The following is a 22,326-nucleotide window of genomic DNA, read 5'->3' as shown; positions in this document are numbered from 1 at the left end:
CAAAATTGAGCAGGACTTTTGCAAAAAATCAGATTGGGTTTTTACCGCAGAGGTCGCTAAGATAAGCGCAAAGGTCACGAAGCAATCCGCTGTGTACGTTGCGGTTGATCTTGGCGGTCTCTGCGGTGAAAGTGCTGGAAAAATCAGAAAGCATATCCCACTTTTATACCGAACGACGCGTTGAGATTTGGGTACCGATTTAGATTAAACGGGTCGATTATGAGGCCACTAGGGTAATAATAATTGTATCCATCAGGCCGATGTGGCTGGCTGGTAGTGCCAGTCCGGTACCCTAAACCCATATAAAAGTCGCCCAGCAATCGGTTGTTGGCTGACATGGAAAACTGGCGGCCAACCTTTACAGTAAGGGCCCAGACCTGATTTGAAATCGGGAGTGAATACATCTGGTAATACTGATACTGGTAGATATCGAGAGAAGATCCGATCCCTACAGTTCCATGTTCCATGGCATTGTCACGTCGGTATAAGCCTTCGATGGCCGTATAACCACCAATCGGAGCCGGGGCTCGACGCCAGTAATGTCGCCATTCGGCCCGGCCGCGCCAAACTTCAAAGTTGCTGTAGCGTGTTTCATTCCCGCGATTCCAGGCGTTTATCCCCTGCCAACCATAGCCAAATTCAGCCTGTAGCGAGTTTTGCTGACTGACGACCCGTTCGACGCCAAACTGAATGGTATTGCTGGGATCGATGAGACTTAAGGGCGCAAATTTGACGATCCACCGCGGAAGATACCCCTGCGCGTTCTGGCTGTTCGGTACCGAGCTTACCGATTGGGCATTAGCCGTGAAAAGCAGGTCGCTAAGCCCTATCAGCAACCCAATCAGGAGAGAAATTTTCATGGCTCTACCGGGATTTGACTGAGTAACTTTAACTTGTTCAGATCGGCATAGCTGTACTGATATATGCCCTTCGGTCCCGTAACGATCAACAGTTTCCTAGTTGGAATTACATCGTAGGTCTTGGTGTCATAAAAGTATTCCAGTTCCTTAATATCGACCGGGTTGCTAATGTCCATTACGCGCAGGCCATAATCTCCTTCACCGACAAACAGCAAGGTGCTGTCGACACCCAGGCCACGCGGATTGGTCATCGGATAGCTCTGAACCAGCCGTGGCTTAGTGGGATCGCTGATATCGATTACATCCAGGCTGTTGATGGAAACAGACTGATTCCGGCAATTGGTGCCACTCCGGAGTGTAACATAGGCATAGTTGCCCTGCGCAACTACCGGATCACAGCTTAGAATATGGGTATATAAGCTAAGCTGTTTCGGATTCCCGGCATTGGTATCAAAAATATACATACCCGTTTGTGTGCCGATGAACAGGTTGTTCTGGTAGGGGGAAATCGTTTCAACGCCAACCCCCAGCGAGGTTCTGCTACCTTTCTGGGGGTTGCTGCTATTCGAAATGTCGTAGGCTTGCAGAGCGGTATTGCTAACGGTGTAGAGTGTGTTACCGCTGATGGTAAACCGGGCCGTTGAACCGCCAACCCCGGTGCCGGGGGAGGGCGAATCGCTACCAGTAGTCTGGCAGGCCTGGATGAATAGAATAGTGGCCAGTAGCAGATAGCTGAATGTTCTCATGAAGGTTGTAGGTTAGGATAGATCAGGTCTTAGCGATAGCACTGAGGATTTTCGACAGCGGTTTTCTCCCAGCGAATAACGGCCCCTTTTGCCGGGTCGGCGCATTCGAAACGTACATTCGTGGCTAACGGGTAGGCCGAATAGTCGAATACATTTTGAAGACGCTTTACCAGACGGATATTATGCGGATCCGCAATATTGAGCGCCACCAGATCCGTTACGTTATCGGCATAGAGAATACTGTCTTTAATAGCCAGTTCCTGATTACCCATGATGGCAATAAACGCCACCTGAACCGGTTTTTCGGGATGACTATTATCGACAATATGAATACCGCTTCCAACCTCGTTGATGTACAGGAATTTATCTTTAATGTAGATTTTTCCGGCATTTTTGTACGGTTGGGGTTCCAGCGTCTGCACCGAACGGACTTCGGAAAAGGGGGCATAAACCGGCCGGTAGGTGTCGCCTGAAGTCGGCGGAGCCGGTGCGTAAGGCCGATAGCATCCATCCACCACTAAACATAGCGCTAGCAGGATGCCTGAAAGGATAAGTCTATGCATGGTGTAACTAGGTTTAGACCCCTAAGGATACAAACAGAAATAGAATCGTTGGAATTAAGAAGAAAATTTAACTTTGTCTCTACTGAAATTTTTCAACAACGTGTATGCAAGCCGAAACCCGTCCTGAGACCGATTCTCCGCTCAATCCCAAACCATCAAAAATTGATATGCTGGCCCGAAAAAACGCTGAAGCTGAGCTTGGCGGAGGTCAGAAACGAATTGATAACCAACACGCTAAAGGAAAACTCACCGCCCGCGAGCGGGTTGCACTTTTGATGGATGAAGGGTCCTTCGAAGAGATTGGTAAGTTTGTGATGCATCGGAGCCGCGATTTTGGGCTCGACAAGGAGCACTATCTGGGCGATGGTGTCGTAACGGGCTATGGTACGGTCGACGGTCGGCTCGTCTACGTGTTTGCGCAGGATTTTACGGTTTTTGGTGGTGCTCTGTCCGAAACCCATGCCGAAAAAATTTGTAAGCTCATGGACCTGGCCATGCAAAACGGCGCTCCTCTTATTGGTTTGAACGATTCGGGAGGAGCTCGGATTCAGGAGGGCGTTCTGTCGCTGGCAGGCTATGCCGATATTTTTTACCGGAATACGAAAGCGTCGGGCGTGATTCCGCAATTATCGGCCATTATGGGGCCATGCGCTGGTGGCGCTGTGTATAGTCCGGCCATTACCGATTTTATTTTTATGGTTGAGAATACGAGCTATATGTTCGTGACCGGGCCTAACGTAGTTAAAACGGTAACGCATGAAACGGTGACGGCCGAAGAACTGGGTGGAGCCAGCACGCATAGCACCAAATCAGGTGTGACACATTTCGCCTGCGAAAACGAGCTGCTTTGTATTCAGCATATTAAACGACTATTGAGTTATATTCCACAAAATTGCGAAGATGAGCCCACTCGGTATGCCTATGAACCGACCGACGAAAGCCGTTCGGCATTAAACAGTATTATTCCCGACAACCCGAACCAGCCTTACGACATGCGCGAGGTGATTGCCGAACTGGTCGATGCCGACAGTTTTATGGAGGTGCATAAAAACTTTGCCGAAAACATTGTTGTGGGGTTTGCCCGGATTGCGGGCCGTAGTATTGGTGTGGTAGGTAATCAACCGGCCGTACTGGCTGGCGTACTCGATATTAATGCCAGTACCAAAGCGGCTCGTTTCGTTCGATTCTGCGATTGTTTCAATATCCCTTTGCTGGTACTTGAAGATGTACCCGGCTTTTTGCCCGGCACCGATCAGGAGTGGAATGGCATCATCACCAACGGTGCCAAACTATTATATGCCTTTTGTGAAGCCACAGTGCCACGCGTGACGGTCATTACGCGTAAAGCCTATGGAGGGGCGTATGATGTGATGAATTCGAAACACATCGGTGCCGATCTGAACTATGCCTGGCCATCGGCCGAGATTGCCGTAATGGGTGCCAGCGGTGCGGCCGAAATTATTTTCAAACGCGAAATTGCCGAAGCCACCGACCCGCAGGCCAAACTTCAGGAAAAAGTACAGGACTATACCGAAAAATTTGCCAACCCCTACAGGGCTGCTCATCGGGGGTATATCGACGAGGTAATTATGCCCGATCAAACACGGCAAAAACTCATTCGGGCGTTTGGTATGCTGGAAAATAAGGTGGCCAGTATGCCAAGGAAAAAACATGGAAATATTCCTTTGTGAAAGACCATTTTAGCCCAATATTCTATCGAATGGCAGAATAATATCTGGCAAAAGGTAGTGCAACTATATTTTTAACTGTGCATATTTGTATACAGGATCAACACCGATAAGAATATAGCATGGCAAATCAATCTACCAAACAACCCAGTAGTTTATTCCGAACTGTGCTTATCGGGCTGTTGATCATCTTTAGTCTGGCATTGGTAGTGGGTACTTTATCGGTTGTGTTTCCCTGATGCGGTAGCGTCGATGGCCTCCAGTATGATGGAACAGGCCTGGCGTATCTGGTCGTCGGAAATTATCAATGGAGGAGCTATTCGCATCGAGTTGTTACAAAACAAAAACCAGTCGGTAATCACTCCCATACCGGGATGATCAATGGCTCGGTCGATCACAGGTTTCAGTATATCGAACGAGTCGAACTCCACGGCCAGCATCAGCCCTTTTCCCCGTATTTCTCGAATTGCCGAATGCTGTAGCAAGTGTCTAAAGAGTTGTCCTTTGGCTTCAGCAGCTTCGAATAGCCGTTGATCCCGAATAACACGCAGCGTAGCCAGTGAGGCCGCGCACGAAACCGGATGCCCGCCAAAGGTAGTAATGTGCCCCAGCATTGGATTGTTGCGAAGCACGTGCATAATGTTGGCCGAGCTAATGAAAGCACCGATAGGCATACCACCACCCATGCCTTTGGCGCATAGCACAATATCAGGCGTAAGGCCGAAGCCTTCGAATGCCCAGAAGGTCCCTGTACGGCCAAACCCCGTCTGAATTTCATCGAAAACCAACAAGGCTCCCACGTCCGTACAACGTTGCCGGATGGCCTGAAGGTAAGCTGCTTCGGGTACCCGAACACCGGCTTCACCACCAATTACTTCCATCACTACGGCAGCCGTTCGGGATGTGATGTGTTCAATATCGTCCCAATGTCCGTGGCGGATGTGTCTAACATCGGGCAGGAGAGGGCGATAATTGCGTTTGAAATTTTCGTCGCCCGAAAGCGACAAGGCACCCTGGGTAGAGCCATGATAGGCGTTGACGCAGCTAATGATCTCGCTTCGGCCCGTATACCGTTTGGCCACTTTCATGGCACCCTCCACCGCTTCGGTACCCGAGTTGGTGAAATAAACAATGTCGAGGCCGGGTGGTAGCGTTTCGGACAGTGCCTGAGCCAGTTGGGTTTGGGGAGTCTGAATATATTCGCCATAAACCATCAGATGCAGATACTTATCCAACTGATGGTTTATGGCTTCCAGAACACGCGGATGGCGATGGCCAACATTACTCACACCAATGCCTGAAATCAGATCGATATACGGTTTTCCGTCCGTTGAGTAAATATTTACCCCATCTGCCCGTTCAATTTCCAACGCTAAGGGGAAATCGGAGGTCTGTGCTACGTGTTGAAAAAATAATTGTCGGTGGGTAACCGCCTGCATCTCTTGGAATAACTTTGCGTCTCTTGATCTTAACACCCGTAATGATGAAAACAGTTCTTCTTTTGTTGCTTCTTTGCCCAATTTTGGGATTCGCCCAGGGGGTTAAGGTAACGGCCGAAGATTTAAAACGCCACCAATCGTTTCTGTTACTGCGCGATGGACTGGTTGTTCGCGGAAAAATTATTCGGGAAGATAGCCTGCTGATTACGGTCAGAAAACCGGGTGGCGAAATGACCTATGTGGAGCGGGAGCAGTTGATTGGTATATTGCCCATTCGCCCACGATCAACGCAGGTGTCGGCCACTTCATCGGTGTATACCGTCTTTGTGCTGAAAGATAGTGTGCGGATTGAAGGCCAGTTCGTTAAACGCGACAGTACGATGATTACTGTTCGGAACCGGAACGGTCGGTTAACGTACTTTGAGCCGGAACTACTGGATCATGTCGATACGGTGCGGGTAGACAGACGGGTGCTGGGCGATTCGACCCGGCAGGTTGCCAATCGGTTTTCGCCCTGGGTGTTGTTGGGGCAGGCAGCCTATAATCCCGAAAAAGGTCAGTTTTATTACCGGAATACCTGGTTGATGTATAATGAAGCTCAGTATGGCATCAATCGATTTTGGAGTGTTGGAGCCAATTTTCTCGTTCCGGTTCCCTATCTGAATTACGACGGGTATCTGACAGTCGGAAATTATCTGTCCAACAATTATCGACTTCAAACGAAACTTAGCGCCCCTATTGGTCGCAAAATTCAGCTTGGCCTCAATGTGGCTTATCAGCCCCAAACCAACAGCGACTGGAACCGACCTGGCATCTGGACGGCTCAGGCGTTGTTATCCCTTGGTAACCGGCAGCGAAATCTGACGCTGGGCTACGGTTTGGTCGATTGGGGCAGGCAGCGCGTTTATCAGTACTGGTCGTCTTATTATCCAACGCCCTATACCTACGAGCGGGCTCCCCGGCAATCGTTTCTTACGCTGGGACTGACGTATCAACTGCGGCCGGGGCTTACCTTGCTGAGCGATAATAAAATTAATCTGGGCAAACGCTATTATGCCTACGGCGACAATGGCGAACGGTCGCGGTTGTCGTTAGGGCTCCGTATTGACCGGCGCCGTCATGCGTTCGATCTGGGGGTTTATGGCCTGTTGTATCGAGACAATTACTACTGGAATGGTAAGAAAATCCATTTCTACCCTTACATAGGTTATAATTTGTTTTTTGGTCCTAAATTTCCGGCAAGTAAACAAACCGTAAAATAGGGGCTGTTTTAGGGAGAGAGTCCCGAGAAAATGGGTAAACTCATTGGAGGAATACTGCTTTTCTGTCTTATGCCGACACAGCAATTTTCAGGGCTGGATCAGGACCCTGTCTTCAGGGCTGTTTTGGCCAAACGGATGGTCTATCCCCGAATGGCCATCGGGGCAAAAGTTTTTACTAAAACGAGCTTATTTACCCACTTTAAAATCGATTCGGCTGGACATATTCAGGATATAAGAACACTGAACCCGAGTGAAACTGATTATGGTTTTGAAAAAACTATTAACCAGGCACTAAGGAAGTTACCGCCCTTAAAGCCAGTGTATGAGGGCAACTACATTCTACCCGTTCGGTTTTCTTTCCTGTATAGCAAAGGAGTTGTCGAGCAGGATACTATGCTGCACAGGACACTGGATTATGGCGCATTACAACTGTTGAAAGCACTGTATCCGGGGCAAACCATTCTAAAAGAACAACTTGTTGAAACCTACGGTTCACCAGCCTATAGACCCCGAAAATGAGGCCAGAATGGCTCGTTTAGCGAACAAGCCGGTCTTAAAATGGCCAGTAATATCCCACCTCTGTTTGCTTTTCGCGACTTATGAAGTATCTGTTGTTTGGTTGCTTATGGTTGATACCCTGTTTCGTTTGGGCACAGAACGAGTACTACAAAAAAAAGGATAGCTCTACAGCGTTAAAACGAACGTATGCTATTATTCTTAACGATGGCACCCAACTTCGGGGCGAATTAGTGCATCAGGATAGTGTGGAAGCGGTTATCCGAACGGGTAATCTGGGCGAAATTCGCCTGAGAGCCGATCAAATTGTTCGGATAGAGCAACTGGGTAGTCAGGCCCAGGGGGAGGTGTATCCTAATTTGTTTCCACAAACAATGCGGCTGGTGCCTACGGCTTTTTCGGCAGAAAGAGGGAAACTCTATTACCGAAACTATTATTTGTATATCAGTCAATTCGAGTACGGCGTTACCGATAACTGGAGCGTTGGTACTACATTCTATTCATTCCTGCCAACCAATTTATTTAGCGTCAATACCAAACTGACGGTTCCGGTTGGTAGCCAAAATCGGGTTAGGGTGGGCATAAATGCACAATATGCTGCTGTTCGGTTCGACGGAATACTGGAGGGCATTGGCTATGTACAGGGAATCGTTACAACGGGTGATCGTCAGAACAACACAACGTATGGATTAGGATGGAGCCTTTCGGGTGGCGAGGTTTCCCGCAATGTTGTTGGCACGTTTGGACTGGTTCGAAAAGTTAGCCCGAAACTTACCTTTATCTCCGAAAATTTTATCCTGATCGGGAGTGGGAGTGTCGATTTCGCCGGTGTATTATCGGCGGGTATTCGATTCGACCGACGGCGCCATGCGTTCGATTTAGCGGCCTATATCCCACTTATCATTGGCCCCACTATTTCAACACCTGTTACCCTGATTCCCTTTGGCAGTTATCATCTTCGCATTGGAAAATAACCGACCCGCTTAATTAAACCGGCATGGGTAGGTTACTTCTCGAAAAAACAGACCGTACCGCCAACCCAGTCTTTGTTTTTATTGAAGTTTACACCAATCATTTCGCCCCGGCTTAGTCGGCTCAGATTGGTGAGCAGAGTAGGGCGGGGGGCATTTTTAGGCCAGATAAACAGCATCCTGATTTCGGATTTGACCAGGCCATCGGGCGACTGGATCACGGGTTCATACCGTACTTTGCGCTGAAGCAGATAGCCACTGCGTTGTTCGGTTGGGATGGCGTTAAGGTCGGCCTGGCTGATATGAAGTTTTACGCCACTACCGGCAAACGAAAACAGCGGTTTCAGCACATAATTTTCCAGATCGGTTGGGTATTCGTTCAGATCCGACAGAAAATAGCTCGCTGGTACATACGGACTTTTCAGCAGGGGCAATGTGAATTTGCTGATTCGAAAAAACCAGTTTGGATGCCCAACCCAGTCAACATCAACATCGTCGGTTAACCGAAAGTCGGTTTTTAAGTCGGGGTAATTCTGTAAATCGTCGAAAATAAGCCGGTTGTAGATCCGTCGAATCGGTATTTGTCGTCCCTCTTTTTCGTAAAACAGTTGTCGACCTTCTTTTCTGATTTTGGTCAGGCAAACGGGTGCCACGCCAAGGTATTGCTGAGTCAGGGTAAAATCGATCCGGGTTTTCTGCTTTTCGGGATAAATTTCGAGCAAAATAACCTCTTCTGGCTTACAATCGCCTACGATCATTTGCCGAAGTTGTTCGAGATACCCGGCATTCGTCGAAACCGTAAACAGATGCGAAAGATTGTCCGGTATTGGATAGCTGGCCCGAAACTGATCGGCCAAAAAGGGTTGAAAACCGTATAACGACGGAAAGCCCTGTAGTTCAATAAGCTGCGGAGTCAATTGGCCGTCCATATCCCGGCAAACGGCAAAATCAACAGCCATAAATTGCGTGTGCGAATCTTCATTCGGAACGCGTTGACCTTCGGGAATAGCCCGTTCGGTAAGTGCCTTGAAATCGTCGCGCGTGATTACGTTCACGATGTCGTTGCAGGCTGCGAGCAATTTGTCGGTTAACACTTTGGGGACAAAAACGGGGGTTTCGGCCACGCGAAAGTCTAGCTGACCGGGGAGTTCGGTTTCTATTTTGTCCAAAAAAGCCCGGTAACGGTCCGGGCTGAACGCTTGGTTGAAGACTTGGCGAATGGATTGGATCATAGTTTTTTTGACAGGATTAACAGGATTTTCAAGATTACTTTAGCAACTATGTGATCGTGTCAATCCTATCAAGAAAAAGTTAAGACTGTTCGATATACTGATCCGTAGCAGCCAGCGTGGCAATAGCCTGATTCAGGAATTCTGGCAAAATAACCGATTCGGTCAGGGCAATTTTGTCGGGGTCCTGCAGGTAGGCCACCATTGCATCGTATTTTTCCTGACCGAAGTTCCGAACGATCTGATTCCGTTTTTCGTCGGTCAGGAAATAACGAAGCATCCCTTCATTATCGGCTTCCGGATGAAATTGAGTACCAATCACTTCGGGCGAAAACCGGATAGCCATAATGGCCCGGTCGAGAGGAACATGCGGCCGAATTTTTTCCAGACAAAGAATCGACGCGCCCATGTCATTCATGCGGTTTATGTTGGGCTCGGTGATCTGAAAATCGCGCGAATCGACGGCATAAAATGGATCGGGCAATTGCTGAAACAACGGTTCCGAACAGCCATCGTCGGTTTTATGGACCGGAAAAATACCAAAGGATGTTGATTTACGCCGACTCAGTTTGCCTACGCCCAGATGCCGGACGGTCAACTGAAAGGAATGGCAAATCAGGAACATATACTTTTTTCGATCGTTGGTCCGATTCCAGTTGAATAGCTGATCAACGAGAGCGAAAAAACGTTTTTCCCAATCGTCGTCGGTAGCCAGCGGACTGCCCGGCCCACCCGACGAAATATAAATATCGTAGTCCAGACCCGGAAGTTCGTTACTGGCCCGAACATTAAACACATCGTAAGATAGCCCGACCGATAAGTCAGCTTGTTGATGATTGCCCTGAACGTTTCGAATCAGTTGCAGAATACAGCGCATTCCCTCATTGGGATGGTTGTTATTCATGTCCAGAACAGCAATTTTTACTAAGCTCATAGTGTAGGACGGCTTCACAGCCGTATTGTTAACCTTGCGCGGCTTTGGGGCCGCTTTATTCAGAAAAAACTAGCTTATTCCGAAAGAAGTTTCCTCCACAATATAATCGACAACCTTCTTCAGGTCGTTGTGCTGCTGAAACACTGCCAACTGCCGGTCGGCGCCAGTACCCATTTCAAGGATTTTTAGCACGTATTCGCATTCGGCCCGGCTACCCAGTTCGTCGACAACGTCATCAATAAAATTGAGCAGTTCGTGAATCAGATGGTGCGTTGGTACTTCTTCCTGTTTACCAAAATCGATCAGTTTTCCTTCGATGCCGTAGCGGGCCGCCCGCCATTTGTTTTCGTTGATCAGAATGCGCCGGTAGGGTCGGAAATTCAAATTCTGTTTGTGCAGTTTATAGATTTTGGCAATCAGCGCCTGCATAATGGCTGCCAGACAAATGGTTTCATCCATGCGCATGGGTACATCGCAAATTCTGAATTCGATGGTATTGAAAAACGGATGCAGGCGAATGTCCCACCAGATTTTCTTGCCATTGTCGATGCAATTGGTTTTGACGAGCAGGTTGATGTACTCGTCATATTCGGCCGCAGAGGCAAAAAAATCGGGAATACCCGTTCTCGGAAATTTATCGAATACTTTGGAACGATACGATTTGAAGCCCGTATTGCGTCCTCGCCAGAACGGAGAGTTGGTCGACAGCGCATAAATATGCGGCAGGAAATACCGAACGGCGTTCATGATCTGAATACCTTCGTTTCGGGTATCGATACCTACGTGTACGTGCAACCCAAAGATCAGGTTCGAGCGGGCTACGTCGCGCATTTCGTCGATGAGTCGGTCGTAGCGTTCGTTGGGCGTAATGAGCTGATCCTGCCAGTCGGAGAAAGGGTGCGTTCCGGCTGCTGCAATTTTAAGGTTCTGGTTTTCGGCCAGCTCAATGATCATCCTGCGGAGGTAGGTTACTTCTTGCCGGGCGTCATGAATGTTGTTACAAATATTTGTTCCAACCTCAACGACTGCCTGGTGCATTTCGGCTTTTACGCGCTCCTGGAGGACGATCTGTCCACCATCAACAATCTTGGACATATGCGAGCGTAGCTCGCCCGTTACGGGATCGATCGTTTGAAACTCTTCTTCAATCCCAAGTGTGAATACAGGCATTCGATGAAAATATAAGTGTCGATGGGTTGGTTTTGTCAATAAAATCTGGACTAAATATACTTTTAAATCGAAAGAAATGTACTGCTTTTTTTATAAACTCAGCGTAAGAAAGATGGTTTTGCTACTGTATACAAAACAAGACGTATTGAACGATCAAACTGATGACTACCAATTCGCAACAACTGGAAGAGTTTATTCAGGATGTGCTGATTACGATTCATGCCAACATTCGTGACCTGGAAGAAAAAAAGAACTTTGCCGATCCTGAAGAACAGGACTACATCGACGGCCGCTTGTTTAGTTATATTGAAATGCTGGCCATTCTGCGAGCGTCGGCACAGGATACGGGAATAGACCCAAAATCGATTGGGTTGTAAGCAAAACAGCCGTGCCACTGTTAGGTGGCACGGCTGGAGCTGTACTGGAGAGCTGTTTACTTTTTTTGCTGTTCAAGCCAGTTCAGCGAACGGCGCATAAACAGCACTTCGGTTGGCACGTGCGAGCCTGTGGGGAGCGCCACCAGACTCAGGTTCGATGAACCATGTTGCCGCATCGATGTATAGGTCTGCTGAGACGTTAGGAACGGTATGATTTCGTCTTCTTCGCTATGAACCAGTTGAGTGGTTGTATGCGAGTCCCAGTTGGACAAGTCATTATCAGACAGTGCTTTACCGAAAGGCGATATGGGATTGGTGACATCGGCCCGAAACTGATCTGTACAAATCTGGTCGAAACTTAGGGCAATGGAACGGGCATTGTCGAGCGACTGGCCAATCTGGCTGGCATAGGGCTCTTTGAAGTAGTAGCTGACAGGATTATTCAGGCCATAGATGCGATCGTAGCTTAGAGTTTCCCAGGCATAGATGTAATTGGCAACACCGCCAACGGTCGGTTGCTGAGTCACATACTTGAAGAAAGCGGGCATGGCGTAAGGCCCGGCGCCACAACTTGATCCGGTTATTGGTAACTCATCCGAATATTTCTGTTCAATAAGTTGTTGGGCCGACATGGTTGCGTAGCCGCCTTCTGAGTAGCCCGCCAGAAAGAGCTGATTGGTCCACTCAATGTTCTGTTGGGCCAGAAAGCTTTTGGTGGCCAGCATCATGTCGACGGTGGCTCGGGCCAGTGTCTGGCGGTATTCGTAGTCGTGCGGTACATGGTCGGCTGCGCCATAGCCGATGTAATCGGGACAGGCAACGATGTATCCGTGCGTAGCGAAATAAATCGGATACGAAAAACTAACAACGCTGAAATCGGTTCCCGATGGGGCTTCGGCATCCGAAAACGCAGTTGGGTGCTGGAAGCTGAGTAAAGGATACTGTTGATTGGGCGAGTTTAATCGACTGGGCACATAAACGATGCCCGACGCTGTAACGGTTGTGCCGTCGTTTAGTGTGGTTTGATAGGTAATCCGGTTGATACTCAGTTCGTAATCGGCCGGTTCATACGATAGCGAATCGTTGGAAGTAACAATGCGATGGAGAATGCTATTGGTATAATAAACAAGCTGATTGGAACTGATCAGTACAGGTCTGGGGGCTAATGTGCTGGGAGTGCAGGCAGTAAGAAGCGGGAAAATAGTGAGCAGGTAGATAGCAGATAAGCTTTTTTTCATTTACTGGTGGAAGTAACTGTATCTGATGGTGGTTGTATTCGAACATCAATCCATGCAACCGGTGACACAGCCAGCAAAATAGTGGTTGAGCACAGATTGTACCCCCGTAAGGAGGAGAACCCTACGGGGGGGGGATAACTAGTAGTCAGGTTTTATTTTTTTTGCTTTTTTGGTTTCTCTTCCTTATCAACCTTAGGGCTCTTCTCGGCTTTGGCAGGTTTTGCTGAAGCAAAGGGTTCGCCCATTACCGAATGCCGCACAAACGTTCCCCAGGTTAGGTTGTCCTTGCCCTTTTTAAGTTTTTTGGCCCGTTCGATGGCCATGTTAGCGGCCGCTTCAACAACCCAGTCGAAATTTTCCTGACCAACCGAATGAATATCGGCATCGGGCGCAGGATTACAAAAGTCGATAGCGATTGGAATGCCGTCGCGTACGGCAAATTCAACCGTATTGAAATCGTAGCCGAGTCCGTGGTTGAGTTTCAGCACGTAGTCGGTCATTGTTTTCAGCAGTTTTTTACCCGCGTCGCCAGTTGTTTTCATTTCGGCGGCATAGCGCAAATGATGCGGATTGCGCGGTTCATAAGGCATAATCCGAACATCTTTCCCGCCAATGCAGTAGCACCGGAAATAGTCCGTAAAATCGATCGCTTCCTGATAGAGCATCACCAACTGGCCGGTTTCGTCGTAGGCTCTGAACATCTGCTCTGGGTTATCGACTTTATAAACACTCTTCCAGCCACCGCCAGCGTGGGGTTTCATGAATGCCGGGAAACCAATATGCTCGAAAATAGCATCCCAGTTCATGTGGTTAAGGTTACGAAACGAGTTATGATTGGTATCGTCGGGACGCTCTTTGGAGGGAAGAAGAATTGTTTTGGGAACCGGAACGCCCAATTGAACGGCCAGTGCATTGTTGAAAAACTTTTCGTCGGCGCTCCACCAGAACGGATTATTGATAACGGCAGTGCCCGTCAAAGCTGCATTTTTTAAAAATGCCCGGTAGAAGGGAACATCCTGAGAGATGCGGTCGATAATGACGGCATAGTCGGTGGGAACGCTCTGGGTAACCTGGTCAATTGAAACAAATTCGGCCGGAAACGTACGCTGTTTTTCATTGACCCGGTCAACGAAAGCCTGTGGAAATGTGTTTTCCTGGCCAAATAAAATACCAATCTTAGTAACTGTGCTCATGGTTTTAGCTTGTAAAATCGATGCAGTCGTACAACAATCGGACAACAATTTATGACAGCACTCTTCTTTTGGAATCTCAAACTTACAAGGTTTCGATGATGTTTCAACAGATGTAGGATAGAGTTATTCCGAATGGGTATCCGGTTTGGGGTGTTCTGTTAATGCGATACCGTCACAACGCTGGCTGGTATATTGCCAGCGCATTTGCTCCTGGAACCTGGCCAATAACTGCACGCTACTCCCCCAATTATAGGCAGGAGCGACTGGAAGCAGGTTTTGTCTAGCCTTGGGTAAGCTTTTCTTAATCGCCAGGAGGAGTAAATAAATACTGTTTTCGATTGTACCTTAGCCATACGATGAGCAGCAATTACCATGTCAGTGCGTTTTGGAATTGATCTTTTCCTGGAAGAGGCATCCGCTTATGCAAACAGGAAGTTGGCCTTTGTTACCAATGAGGCGGCCACCACAACGGCCTATACGCCCTCGCGGCTGGCCTTGTTGCAGCGTGGTTTTGCCGTAATGAAACTTTTCGCACCTGAACACGGCCTGGAAGCAATTGGAGAGGATGGAAAACAGATGCCCGATGGCCGCGATGTTCTGACCGGATTGCCAGTCATTAGTTTATATGGCAATAAGCTCCGACCGGCTACTATTGATCTGGTCGATGTTGATACGATAGTTGTCGATCTGCCCGATATTGGTTGCCGTTTTTATACCTACCTCTGGACATTGTCGTATTTGATGGAAGCCTGTTGCGAAGCTCAGAAAAAGCTGATTGTCCTCGATCGGCCGAACCCAATTTCGGGGCGTATGGAACTGATTGAGGGGCCAATGCTCGATGAAGCATTCTGTGCATCGTTTATTGGGCGCTGGCGTATGCCATTGCGGGCCTCATGTACGATGGGCGAACTAGCCCGGTTCTGGCAAAATACACGGTTTCCTGCGTTGACCTTAACGGTAGTGCCAGTTGAAGGGTGGCAGCGTTGGCAGTTTGCTTCCGACTGGCAACCCTCATTTATTCCTACCTCGCCCGCAATGGTTAGTGCCGAAGCAACCCAGCTCTATCCGGGACTTGGGTTGCTGGAGGCTACCAATCTGAGCGAAGGCCGTGGAACGGCTACGCCCTTTCAGATTGCCGGTGCGCCCTGGTTAAGCGGAATCTGGATTGCCGAAGCGTTCAACGCGTTGCGGTTGTCGGGGGTGATTGCGCGGGCCATTACGTTTACCCCACTGGCGGGCCGATACAAAGATCAGCTTTGTGGAGGTTGTATGTTTCATGTTACGGATAAAACCCTGTTCCGGCCAGTTTGGTCAATACTACTGTTTATAAAGCTGGTGGCCGATTTTTATCCCAATGAATTTGAGTGGGCAACTTACCCAACCCATGTAAATTCCAGTGGAACCCATCATCTCGATAAACTGCTTGGCATACACGAATCGGAGGCTTTGTTTGCGATGCCCATGAACCGTTTTCAGGAAAGGGTTTCGTCGTTGCTAATCTGTACTGACTGGATCGGCCAGATTGCCCCGTTTCTGCTCTATTGACGCACAGACCGATTATAACAGCGTTTTGAGGTGATGTTCCAGGTGTAGTACGTAATCGTCTATAAGCCAGTGGAGTGTTTGAACAGGTTTGTCAGCGTTCTCAAATTGAATGGGTTGGGCTAGCTGTTCTGGAGTTAGTGCGTTGGCAACATAGTAAATCTGTTGGTTAAGGCTGCTCCAAAGTGTAATAAGATGAGACAAGGGCAGCATCTGATACCGGTTGGCAACTACTAAAGCATCCTGATTGTATCCACAAACCAGATACGGCTCACTGGCGAATGAGGCCTCAGTAAAACGTTTCAGGTTATTAATCGCCGAATCGGTCAGATGGCCCAGGATTTCTTTTCGTGACCATTTGCCGGGAGGATGCTGTATCAGTTCCTGTTCAGATAAACCGCTAAGTTTAGCGGGGATTTCGGCACTATGGTTCTGGAGTCGATCAAGTGTAGTCACGTTATATAAATATGCTGTATGACGTTCAACTATCTCGTGTCTTCTGCATCAAATCATGCTTAAATACCTTGGAAACTGATCTTTCCAGACCGGCCAGTCGTGATTACCCCAGGGCGTTACATCGAGTTTATGGTGAATGCCTTTCCGGCTTAAAATTCCCGACATCCGGTAGTTATCGTCTTTACAAAAATCATATTCCGACGTGCCCAGAACGATGTTCATGTGGTAGAACTCGGGATTCTGAGCATTGGGCATAAAATCGGGGGGATTGTTGAAGTAGACATTTTCATCGTAGTAGCCTCCCAGAAACGATTTGATATCGAAGGCAGCCCCCATGGTTAGGAGATGGCCGACCTGTTCGGGGTGCCTGAAGGCAAAATTCAAGGCATGATAGCCCCCGAAAGAAGCGCCTGATACGCCAATTTTTCGAACATTGCACTCGCGTTGTATTCCCGGTACCAGTTCTTCATGAAGAAATCGGTCGTAGAGTACATGGTTCCAGATGCGCGTGCCCGGGTGCAAATGTTTGGCATACCAGCTATCCCGGTCAATACTATCGATGCAAAAGAGCTTCACTTTGCCGGTTTCAACAAACCAGCGGACGGTTTCAATAAAACCGAAGTCTTTGTATTCATAGTAATGCCCCATCGACGTTGGAAATAGCAAGACAGGGTAACCCCAGTTGCCGAAAACCAGCATCTCAATATCGCGACCGAGGTGGTGCGAATACCATTTTCGATAATCCTGCTGCAACGTGATAGCTGTTTAAAAGTAACCGATTTTTACGACTGAAAAATAGATGAAATAGCTGGTAACGGCAAAAAACAACGGCCTCTTGCCAAAAAAATCCCTACTTTGCAGGTTGTGATACCATTACTTGTGCTATTTATTACGTTTATGGCTGATCATTCTCCGGCCTTTTCTTCTGCTGAACCACCGGCCGTTTCGGTTCGGCACGACGACTCGCTGGTTTCGGTTCCACTACGGCGCACCGTCCATCTGGATATTATGCTACCACCGGGCTATGAGCAAACTACCCGTAACTATCCTGTGCTTTACCTGAATGATGGCCAGGATTTGGCACGTCTTCGGATGATGGAAGTGCTCGACTCTTTATATCAGAAACAGGCAATTGAGCCGTTTGTTCTGGTAGCTATTCATGCGGGGGATCGTATTCAGGAATACGGAACGGCGGCTCGTGCCGATTATATGCACCGAGGTAGTAAAGCCGGGCTCTACACTGATTTTGTGCTGACCGAATTATTACCATACATAAAAAAACATTATCGAGTGAGTAGTGAACCCGCAACCTCTGCCTTTGCTGGCTTTTCGCTGGGTGGTTTGTCGGCCTTCGATCTGGTTTTTCACCATCCCGACCAGTTTGGGCGGGCTGGTGTGTTTTCGGGATCGTTCTGGTGGCGTAGCAAAAGCACTGAAGATGGTTATCGCGACGAAACCGACCGGATCATGCATGATCTGGTGCGGAAAGGTTCGTATGCGCGTAACCTCAAATTCTGGTTTGAAACCGGAACCGAAGACGAAACCAGCGACCGGAATAACAATGGTGTTATCGATTCCATCGACGATACGCTCGATCTAATCAGCGAACTGGAAAAAAAAGGCTATCGGTACTCCGCCAACGCACCCTGGTCCGACATTCGGTATGTCGAAATAAAAGGAGGCAAACACAATCAGGAAACCTGGAGCCAGATTATGCCCGATTTTCTGATATGGGCGTTTTCTAAAGAGTGAAGGAGCGGGTCAGTGAAAGGCAAAACGGGCTTCCGTAGGAAATGGTTGGATAAATTAGATGGTTTATGCTCACGATGAAAACAGTAGTTTTTACAAGTTTACTGACGCTTACGGCGTTGCTGGCTTTTAAAGCACCTGATATAACGCTTCCGGCCGATTCGTCGGCCAGATCGAAAGCCTACAAGCTGGTGTGGTCCGATGAATTCGAAGTGCCGGGTTTGCCCGATGCCAAAAAATGGGGCTACGAGGTAGGTGGGAACGGTTGGGGCAACAATGAACTGGAATATTATACCGACCGACGCCCGGAAAACGCCCGCATTGAAAACGGCAAACTGATTATTGAAGCTCGAAAAGAAGACTGGCAGGGCAACTCCTATACATCCGCCCGATTGGTTACGAAAGGCAAAGCCGAGTGGAAATATGGCCGCATAGAAGCACTGGCCAGGCTACCCAGCGGTCGGGGCACCTGGCCTGCCATCTGGATGCTCGGGTCCGATATTTCGAAAGTTGGCTGGCCGCGCTGTGGTGAAATCGACATTATGGAGCACGTAGGGTTCGATGAGGGCGTTATTCATGGCACCATTCATACCGAAGCCTATAACCACGCGAAGAAAACGCAGAAAGGGCAGGAGGTACCCATTAAAAATGCAATCACCGATTTTCACCTCTATGCTATTGAATGGAATACCAACAAAATCGATTTTTTCGTCGATAACCAAAAATATTATACCGTCGAAAAAACGGTATTAGGTAATGATGTAGCGCAGTGGCCGTTCGAGCAACCCTTTTTCCTGATTCTGAATGTTGCCGTTGGAGGGGGCTGGGGCGGACAGAAAGGCGTTGACGAAAGCATCTGGCCGCAGCGTATGGAGGTCGACTACGTACGTGTATATCAGTAGGATTAGGTTATCGGCCAGGGAGTATATTCGTTTGGTAAGTAGTCAATTCTTGGTTTACATAGCCGGAAAATGGCCCAAACGAATTCTGTTGGCTCTGTAACGAACAGAGCCATTGACGAATGGCTAAATCAGAAGAAATCACTGATTGCTTCTTTGATTTTATTCGTTGAAACAATGAATGGTTTTTTGGTAATCGTTACAGAAACAGGCGTTTGGGAGCCTATTGGTGAACCTACTTCGTAAGTGCCTTCTACAGCGCCGATCGCTGTTTTAATATGAAAGATCCCTTTATATTCGTCGCCGTCGAAACTACCTCCTTTGCCCTGAATGGCGTTGCCTGCTTTTGCCGTGAATTGGCTGGGAGTTCCTGGGAAATCAATCTGAAATGTGCTCATGGTGTTATATTGAAACCGCTCTTGTTTGGTGTAATAATAAAATCCGGTATTGAGACGAAATTGTTTCAAGAGGTAATCCGTTCTTAATTTTTTAATCGGAGTTGAGCAAATAAAAGATCGAGTCTCAGGCTAACTAATCCCTGGTGATATTATACATCGTATGCCGGGTTTTGGTTGAAATAGCAGGCTATTAGAACGATGAAAACGGCCTGTCCATTTTCACGATTAGCGAAAAAGACCTGTTTTTGCAAGGCTTTTCGGTGAAAAGATAATCCTGTTCATCCAAAGTTTGCAAGTGACTCCAGGCCTGATCGATAAGCAGGATACCTGAGCCTGGAATTCGTAAGCAATGAGACGTTAAGTGAGCCGAAGAGTTGATTGGAAGAACGAATTAACTTAAAGCAAAGGCCATGATCTTAACGATACAGGTGTTAGGGATGCTATGTTCGAAAATGGGCTTTGGCCTGTAAAGTGATGGCACAAGGGCTACCCATTGACCAAAGAGCAGAATTTAACCCGCAAGAGGGGCAACACATATGATTTCAGAAGCGGCAAAGTTACAATTTCACAAGTGGGAGAATAGGCCAGGCTCTCTTAGCAGAGGTACTGATAAGCTATACCTAAAAAAGCTGATCGCCGTATAAGCGTCTGATTTTATCGCGGGTGCGCTTTAGTCGCATTTTTACGGCGCTGTTTTTTAGCCGTAACTGCTGAGCCATTTCGTTAATATCCAGCCCTTCGTCATATTTCATTCGCAGCATCTGGATTTCCTCGGGCGAAATGGTACCCATTACCTGATCGAGGTGCTGTAGCTGGCTTTCCCGGTTTTCCTGATCAGACGAATCGGGAAAGATGAAATCCTGATCGTCTTCCAGAGAAACTGTATTCGTTCGATTATTAACCCGAATCTGATCCATACAGTAGTTATACGAAATGGAATACAACCAGGTCGAAAAGGCCGAATTTTGTTTGAAGTTGATAAGGTTACCGTATACACGAAGGAAAATGTCGTGCGTGTAATCTTCGGCTCTTGCCGAGTCTTTTGTTAGCGACAGGCACCGCTTGTAAACTTTGGTAACATAACGTTTGTATAAGGTCTCGAAATAATCATTTTGATGAGTATTCAAATACATTCGTATCAGTTCCTCATCTTTCAGTTGATGATTCATGGATTAGGCTAATAGTTCTGAGCATGGTTAGGTTTTTATTTTGAGTTACGGGACAGATGTAAACGAGCTGTGGACCCTCAGTTTGCAATAAGACATTTAAACCTACAAAAGGCTAAATTAAAAGTATAACGTAGCCGTACTAACAATATACTAAGGGGCTTTTACTCAGCAAAATACCACGATTCATGGTAACAGCCAAGAACATAAATCAGATTTTTTATAAATAATATATTTAACGGCAATTAAACTTTTTATTTATTTGCAAATGTTCAATTTTGTTAATAAAATATTTTATTTAGTCATTTATTTAGATAAGATGAAAATAAATTAGCGTCGATTTTTGTTTATCTGACTGTCTTTCTTGATTCCTATATAATATCCGGTGCAATTTGGATATAAACCGCCAATATCTGTGGCTAAAGAAGCGTTTACCGTTACACCTCCCAGAATATATACTGGAGCACTAACGTGGAATAATCCCGAAAACTGGTGCACCGGCGTTTGAAAGGGCACTTCGTAGGTGCCCAGATTTTGGCTGTAGGATGCTTTTAGCTGAAAGCTGAAAAAATCCAGCACGTGGCCCGCCATACCCACATGCATAACTGCCACCCGGTTGTTATTCGTAAATGCATACCGGGGTAAATCACTACGGCTATCTGCCGAAGGCGTAATAAAAGGAGTGCCAATTGTCATTCCATAGCGCGACCAGCCATCCTGATATTGCGAATGATTAAAATAGTTATCGCGGCCATGTATCTTGAGAATATCTGAAAAAATAGAACCGCCCTGGTTTTCCGTATATAGGTATTCGAATAAAACAGATTCAATCTGTAACCTTTGGCCCGTATGTGGCCGAAGGTTACGAATACGTAATCCGTTCAGGCCATCTTTTATATTCGCCAGGTGGAACAGAGACCCATCTTCATAGATATTCTGCCGATAGGCAAAAATCGAGAAGGTGTGACCCGTGTATTCAAATCCCAGATCAACCGTTCCCAGGTGGTTTCCAATACGGTTTTCGCGATCAAACTGGCTGATCCGGTTGGTATCGACATTAGCCCGGTTGCTTAACGAACTGGCAGCTACCACATCGATATAGTCCCGGAATGTTGACGGCAACAGGTTATTTTTGATGCGGGTTCCCGGGAGTTGAGTAGTAGTTCCTCCCCACATCACCTGATGATTCATGCCTCCATATAGTTTTAGCCGTGAGCTGGGGCGGCCTATACGTACATATAACGCTTTTTGATGAAGCATTGTATTCTGTACGAATCGGTCCCGTTCAAACCAGCCATGAGCATAAAACCCTTTTATGGCGAACAAGCCATTGCGAGGAGTAAACTCCGGAATCGCTATCTGAAATTTCAGCATGGGCAAGGCATTGCCCGATACACTATAAGAGCCCGAAGTGAGGGTTGAATCGACCAGACCAACAATTTCACGACGGCGGCCTCCCCATAGTTCAAGCGATCGGATGCGAACTTTTACATACGCTTCCGGGATGAGTAACTGAACATTGTAGCCTGCATTCACAACAGCTTCGGCGTGCCATCCCCAGTCAACAACCCGGTTGGTTGCCCGTAAACTATCTAACTTTGTTTTTGGGGCATCATGATAATCGACATGAACGGCCTGTCGTACGGTCATAGTCGAATTTTCCATGGGCACAATGCCATATTGATTGGTTCTGAGCCAGAAAGGGTTCTGCCCAGATGATGACAGGAAACTGCCTACTTCCGTATTCAGACGAAGGGGTTTTTGCACTTGGCCGAAACAAATACCCATTGAAAGCAGACATAGTGACAGTAGTATAGGTTTAGGCATAAGCGCTGACTTAACACAAGGACCAACAAACTATTAGATTGCCTAAAATGACTCTAGTCACCTGCTAGACCAAAAATCATAGGCATCGGCAATTACTAAGATT

The 22,326-nt window shown here is 47.5% G+C and carries 22 protein-coding genes; 8 read left to right on the top strand and 14 right to left on the bottom strand.

What is annotated here, in order from left to right:
* Positions 1-143: 143 nt before the first annotated feature.
* From WBJ53_RS16095 to WBJ53_RS16085, 3 genes are read right to left on the bottom strand one after another with little or no spacing between them, the layout of a single operon-like run.
* Positions 144-860: a hypothetical protein gene (locus tag WBJ53_RS16095; RefSeq protein ID WP_338867904.1), complete on the bottom strand. Its 717-nt coding sequence runs from the start codon at positions 858-860 to the stop codon at positions 144-146.
* A complete protein-coding gene (locus tag WBJ53_RS16090; protein ID WP_338867902.1) occupies positions 857-1,606 on the bottom strand; it encodes a hypothetical protein in 750 nt (249 codons plus the stop codon). The genes WBJ53_RS16095 and WBJ53_RS16090 overlap by 4 nt, the downstream gene beginning before the upstream one ends.
* Positions 1,607-1,635: 29 nt before the next feature.
* On the bottom strand, positions 1,636-2,169 hold the full coding sequence (locus tag WBJ53_RS16085; protein WP_338867900.1) for a hypothetical protein: 534 nt from the start codon (positions 2,167-2,169) through the stop codon (positions 1,636-1,638).
* A gap of 104 nt (positions 2,170-2,273) precedes the next feature.
* Here WBJ53_RS16085 and WBJ53_RS16080 point away from each other — a divergent pair, with 104 nt between their 5' ends.
* On the top strand, positions 2,274-3,860 hold the full coding sequence (locus WBJ53_RS16080) for an acyl-CoA carboxylase subunit beta (protein WP_338867898.1): 1,587 nt from the start codon (positions 2,274-2,276) through the stop codon (positions 3,858-3,860).
* A gap of 215 nt (positions 3,861-4,075) precedes the next feature.
* On the opposite strand, the gene WBJ53_RS16075 is transcribed toward WBJ53_RS16080, so the two are convergent.
* A complete protein-coding gene (locus tag WBJ53_RS16075; protein ID WP_338867896.1) occupies positions 4,076-5,296 on the bottom strand; it encodes an aspartate aminotransferase family protein in 1,221 nt (406 codons plus the stop codon).
* Positions 5,297-5,337: 41 nt separating this feature from the next.
* Here WBJ53_RS16075 and WBJ53_RS16070 point away from each other — a divergent pair, with 41 nt between their 5' ends.
* The 3 genes from WBJ53_RS16070 (at position 5,338) to WBJ53_RS16060 (ending at position 8,048) form a co-directional block, all read left to right on the top strand.
* The gene (locus WBJ53_RS16070; RefSeq protein WP_338867894.1) at positions 5,338-6,558 is read left to right on the top strand and encodes a hypothetical protein; all 1,221 of its coding nucleotides are present in this window, start codon (positions 5,338-5,340) and stop codon (positions 6,556-6,558) included.
* Positions 6,559-6,627: 69 nt separating this feature from the next.
* Positions 6,628-7,077: a hypothetical protein gene (locus WBJ53_RS16065; protein WP_338867892.1), complete on the top strand. Its 450-nt coding sequence runs from the start codon at positions 6,628-6,630 to the stop codon at positions 7,075-7,077.
* Between the two features lie 80 nt (positions 7,078-7,157).
* On the top strand, positions 7,158-8,048 hold the full coding sequence (locus WBJ53_RS16060) for a hypothetical protein (RefSeq protein WP_338867890.1): 891 nt from the start codon (positions 7,158-7,160) through the stop codon (positions 8,046-8,048).
* Positions 8,049-8,080: 32 nt separating this feature from the next.
* On the opposite strand, the gene WBJ53_RS16055 is transcribed toward WBJ53_RS16060, so the two are convergent.
* The 3 genes from WBJ53_RS16055 to WBJ53_RS16045 form a co-directional block, all read right to left on the bottom strand.
* Positions 8,081-9,277 (bottom strand): hypothetical protein, encoded by a 1,197-nt coding sequence (locus tag WBJ53_RS16055; protein ID WP_338867888.1) that lies wholly within the window; start codon positions 9,275-9,277, stop codon positions 8,081-8,083.
* A gap of 79 nt (positions 9,278-9,356) precedes the next feature.
* Entirely contained in the window at positions 9,357-10,208 is an 852-nt protein-coding gene (locus tag WBJ53_RS16050; RefSeq protein WP_338867886.1) for a GMP synthase, read from the bottom strand.
* Positions 10,209-10,277: 69 nt separating this feature from the next.
* Entirely contained in the window at positions 10,278-11,378 is a 1,101-nt protein-coding gene (locus tag WBJ53_RS16045) for a carboxylate-amine ligase (protein WP_338867883.1), read from the bottom strand.
* Positions 11,379-11,539: 161 nt separating this feature from the next.
* On the opposite strand from WBJ53_RS16045, the gene WBJ53_RS16040 reads away from it, so the two are divergent.
* Positions 11,540-11,755: a hypothetical protein gene (locus WBJ53_RS16040; protein WP_338867881.1), complete on the top strand. Its 216-nt coding sequence runs from the start codon at positions 11,540-11,542 to the stop codon at positions 11,753-11,755.
* 56 nt (positions 11,756-11,811) lie between these two features.
* Here WBJ53_RS16040 and WBJ53_RS16035 read toward each other — a convergent pair whose 3' ends face one another.
* Positions 11,812-12,993, bottom strand: a complete 1,182-nt coding sequence (locus WBJ53_RS16035) for a lipase family protein (RefSeq protein ID WP_338867879.1) — start codon at positions 12,991-12,993, stop codon at positions 11,812-11,814.
* Positions 12,994-13,145: 152 nt separating this feature from the next.
* The gene (locus WBJ53_RS16030) at positions 13,146-14,186 is read right to left on the bottom strand and encodes a hypothetical protein (protein ID WP_338867877.1); all 1,041 of its coding nucleotides are present in this window, start codon (positions 14,184-14,186) and stop codon (positions 13,146-13,148) included.
* Positions 14,187-14,558: 372 nt separating this feature from the next.
* Here WBJ53_RS16030 and WBJ53_RS16025 point away from each other — a divergent pair, with 372 nt between their 5' ends.
* Complete coding sequence (locus tag WBJ53_RS16025) at positions 14,559-15,731, top strand: DUF1343 domain-containing protein (protein ID WP_338867875.1); 1,173 nt, start codon at positions 14,559-14,561, stop codon at positions 15,729-15,731.
* 12 nt (positions 15,732-15,743) lie between these two features.
* Here WBJ53_RS16025 and WBJ53_RS16020 read toward each other — a convergent pair whose 3' ends face one another.
* Both WBJ53_RS16020 and WBJ53_RS16015 read right to left on the bottom strand, forming a co-directional pair.
* The gene (locus WBJ53_RS16020) at positions 15,744-16,184 is read right to left on the bottom strand and encodes a DinB family protein (protein ID WP_338867873.1); all 441 of its coding nucleotides are present in this window, start codon (positions 16,182-16,184) and stop codon (positions 15,744-15,746) included.
* Positions 16,185-16,232: 48 nt separating this feature from the next.
* On the bottom strand, positions 16,233-16,937 hold the full coding sequence (locus WBJ53_RS16015; protein WP_338867871.1) for an alpha/beta hydrolase-fold protein: 705 nt from the start codon (positions 16,935-16,937) through the stop codon (positions 16,233-16,235).
* A gap of 144 nt (positions 16,938-17,081) precedes the next feature.
* Here WBJ53_RS16015 and WBJ53_RS16010 point away from each other — a divergent pair, with 144 nt between their 5' ends.
* Both WBJ53_RS16010 and WBJ53_RS16005 read left to right on the top strand, forming a co-directional pair.
* Entirely contained in the window at positions 17,082-17,936 is an 855-nt protein-coding gene (locus tag WBJ53_RS16010) for an alpha/beta hydrolase-fold protein (RefSeq protein ID WP_338867869.1), read from the top strand.
* 74 nt (positions 17,937-18,010) lie between these two features.
* Entirely contained in the window at positions 18,011-18,835 is an 825-nt protein-coding gene (locus tag WBJ53_RS16005; protein WP_338867867.1) for a glycoside hydrolase family 16 protein, read from the top strand.
* Between the two features lie 128 nt (positions 18,836-18,963).
* On the opposite strand, the gene WBJ53_RS16000 is transcribed toward WBJ53_RS16005, so the two are convergent.
* From WBJ53_RS16000 to WBJ53_RS15990, 3 genes are all read right to left on the bottom strand, one after another.
* Positions 18,964-19,299, bottom strand: a complete 336-nt coding sequence (locus WBJ53_RS16000; RefSeq protein ID WP_338867865.1) for a hypothetical protein — start codon at positions 19,297-19,299, stop codon at positions 18,964-18,966.
* A gap of 551 nt (positions 19,300-19,850) precedes the next feature.
* Positions 19,851-20,399, bottom strand: a complete 549-nt coding sequence (locus WBJ53_RS15995) for an RNA polymerase sigma factor (protein ID WP_338867863.1) — start codon at positions 20,397-20,399, stop codon at positions 19,851-19,853.
* Between the two features lie 327 nt (positions 20,400-20,726).
* Positions 20,727-22,046, bottom strand: coding sequence for a capsule assembly Wzi family protein (locus tag WBJ53_RS15990; protein WP_338867861.1), 1,320 nt, complete (start codon positions 22,044-22,046; stop codon positions 20,727-20,729).
* Positions 22,047-22,326 lie beyond the last annotated feature (280 nt).

This window comes from Spirosoma sp. SC4-14, from assembly GCF_037201965.1.
In the GTDB taxonomy this organism is placed as follows: Bacteria; Bacteroidota; Bacteroidia; order Cytophagales; family Spirosomataceae; genus Spirosoma.
This window is presented reverse-complemented; position numbering and strand designations above follow the sequence as displayed.